Source organism: Paraburkholderia sp. BR10882, from assembly GCF_040948855.1.
Taxonomy (GTDB): Bacteria; Pseudomonadota; Gammaproteobacteria; order Burkholderiales; family Burkholderiaceae; genus Paraburkholderia; species Paraburkholderia nodosa_A.
Map to the genome: position 1 here is coordinate 1 of NZ_JBFPKP010000049.1, position 2331 is coordinate 2331.

Annotated in this window: 1 rRNA gene; it reads right to left on the reverse strand. The window is 52.3% G+C overall.

Annotation, left to right across the window (positions count from 1 at the left end):
- A 23S ribosomal RNA gene (locus AB3X99_RS40810) occupies positions 1–2112 on the reverse strand; the annotation flags it as partial.
- Positions 2113–2331 lie beyond the last annotated feature (219 nt).

Here is a 2331-nt window from a genome sequence, read left to right on the forward strand (position 1 = left end):
CTTCACAGCCTCCCACCTATCCTACACAAACCGGTTCAAAGTCCAATGCAAAGCTACAGTAAAGGTTCATGGGGTCTTTCCGTCTAGCCGCGGGGAGATTGCATCATCACAAACACTTCAACTTCGCTGAGTCTCGGGAGGAGACAGTGTGGCCATCGTTACGCCATTCGTGCAGGTCGGAACTTACCCGACAAGGAATTTCGCTACCTTAGGACCGTTATAGTTACGGCCGCCGTTTACCGGGACTTCAATCAAGAGCTTGCACCCCATCATTTAATCTTCCGGCACCGGGCAGGCGTCACACCCTATACGTCCACTTTCGTGTTTGCAGAGTGCTGTGTTTTTATTAAACAGTCGCAGCCACCAGTTTATTGCAACCCCTTCACCCTTCTGGCGCAAGCCAGTCAAGCTACCAGGGCGTACCTTATCCCGAAGTTACGGTACCAATTTGCCGAGTTCCTTCTCCCGAGTTCTCTCAAGCGCCTTAGAATACTCATCTCGCCCACCTGTGTCGGTTTGCGGTACGGTCACTGTTGAACTGAAGCTTAGAGGCTTTTCTTGGAACCACTTCCAGTTGCTTCGTCTCCGAAGAGACTGGCCTCACACCCTTGAATCCCGCGCCCGGATTTGCCAAAGCGCCTTCTCCAATGCAAGGACCGGGACTTCCAACACCCGGACAACCTTCCGCGATCCGTCCCCCCATCGCATTCAACAATGGTGCAGGAATATTGACCTGCTTCCCATCAGCTACGCATTTCTGCCTCGCCTTAGGGGCCGACTCACCCTACGCCGATGAACGTTGCGTAGGAAACCTTGGGCTTACGGCGAGGGGGCCTTTCACCCCCTTTATCGCTACTCATGTCAGCATTCGCACTTCCGATACCTCCAGCACGCTTTTCAACGCACCTTCGCAGGCTTACGGAACGCTCTCCTACCATGCATATAAATATGCATCCGCAGCTTCGGTATATGGCTTAGCCCCGTTACATCTTCCGCGCAGGACGACTCGATCAGTGAGCTATTACGCTTTCTTTAAAGGGTGGCTGCTTCTAAGCCAACCTCCTGACTGTTTTAGCCTTCCCACTTCGTTTCCCACTTAGCCATATTTGGGGACCTTAGCTGGCGGTCTGGGTTGTTTCCCTCTTGACACCGGACGTTAGCACCCGATGTCTGTCTCCCGTGATTGCACTCTTCGGTATTCGGAGTTTGCTATGGCGACGTAATCCGCAATGGACCCATCAACCATGACAGTGCTCTACCCCCGAAGGTGATACACGAGGCACTACCTAAATAGTTTTCGGAGAGAACCAGCTATTTCCAGGTTTGTTTAGCCTTTCACCCCTATCCACAGCTCATCCCCTAACTTTTCAACGTTAGTGGGTTCGGTCCTCCAGCACGTGTTACCGTGCCTTCAACCTGGCCATGGATAGATCACCTGGTTTCGGGTCTACACCCAGCGACTGGACGCCCTGTTCGGACTCGCTTTCGCTACGCCTGCCCTATTCGGTTAAGCTTGCCACTGAATGTAAGTCGCTGACCCATTATACAAAAGGTACGCCGTCACCCCTTGCGAGGCTCCGACTGTTTGTATGCATGCGGTTTCAGGATCTGTTTCACTCCCCTCCCGGGGTTCTTTTCGCCTTTCCCTCACGGTACTGGTTCACTATCGGTCGATCACGAGTATTTAGCCTTGGAGGATGGTCCCCCCATCTTCAGACAGGATTTCACGTGTCCCGCCCTACTTGTCGTACACCTAGTTCTTCCATTCCGCCTTCGCCTACGGGGCTATCACCCACTATGGCCGCACTTTCCAGAGCGTTTGGCTGACGGTACAGATAAAGAGTACAGGCTGGTCCCATTTCGCTCGCCACTACTTTGGGAATCTCGGTTGATTTCTTTTCCTGCGGCTACTTAGATGTTTCAGTTCGCCGCGTTCGCTTCGCATGGCCTATGTATTCAGCCATGGATACTCCATTCGGAGTGGGTTTCCCCATTCGGACATCTGTGGATCAAAGCTCGTTTGCCAGCTCCCCACAGCTTTTCGCAGGCTACCGCGTCCTTCATCGCCTGTGATCGCCAAGGCATCCACCACATGCACTTGTTCGCTTGACCCTATAACGGGTGTGTCTCGCGGTGATTGCTCACTTCGGACCCACTCGCTACAGGTTGAGTATTCGTGTTGCGCCGTATTTCAAGGCAATCTTTCGATCACTTAAAAATACATTGATACAATCACAACCCTGATTCACCTACTCCACACCCATCTCCAGGTGTGTTTTGGATGAATCTCTTTACTACTTCTTCCTGATTGTTAAAGAACGACAGCCGATA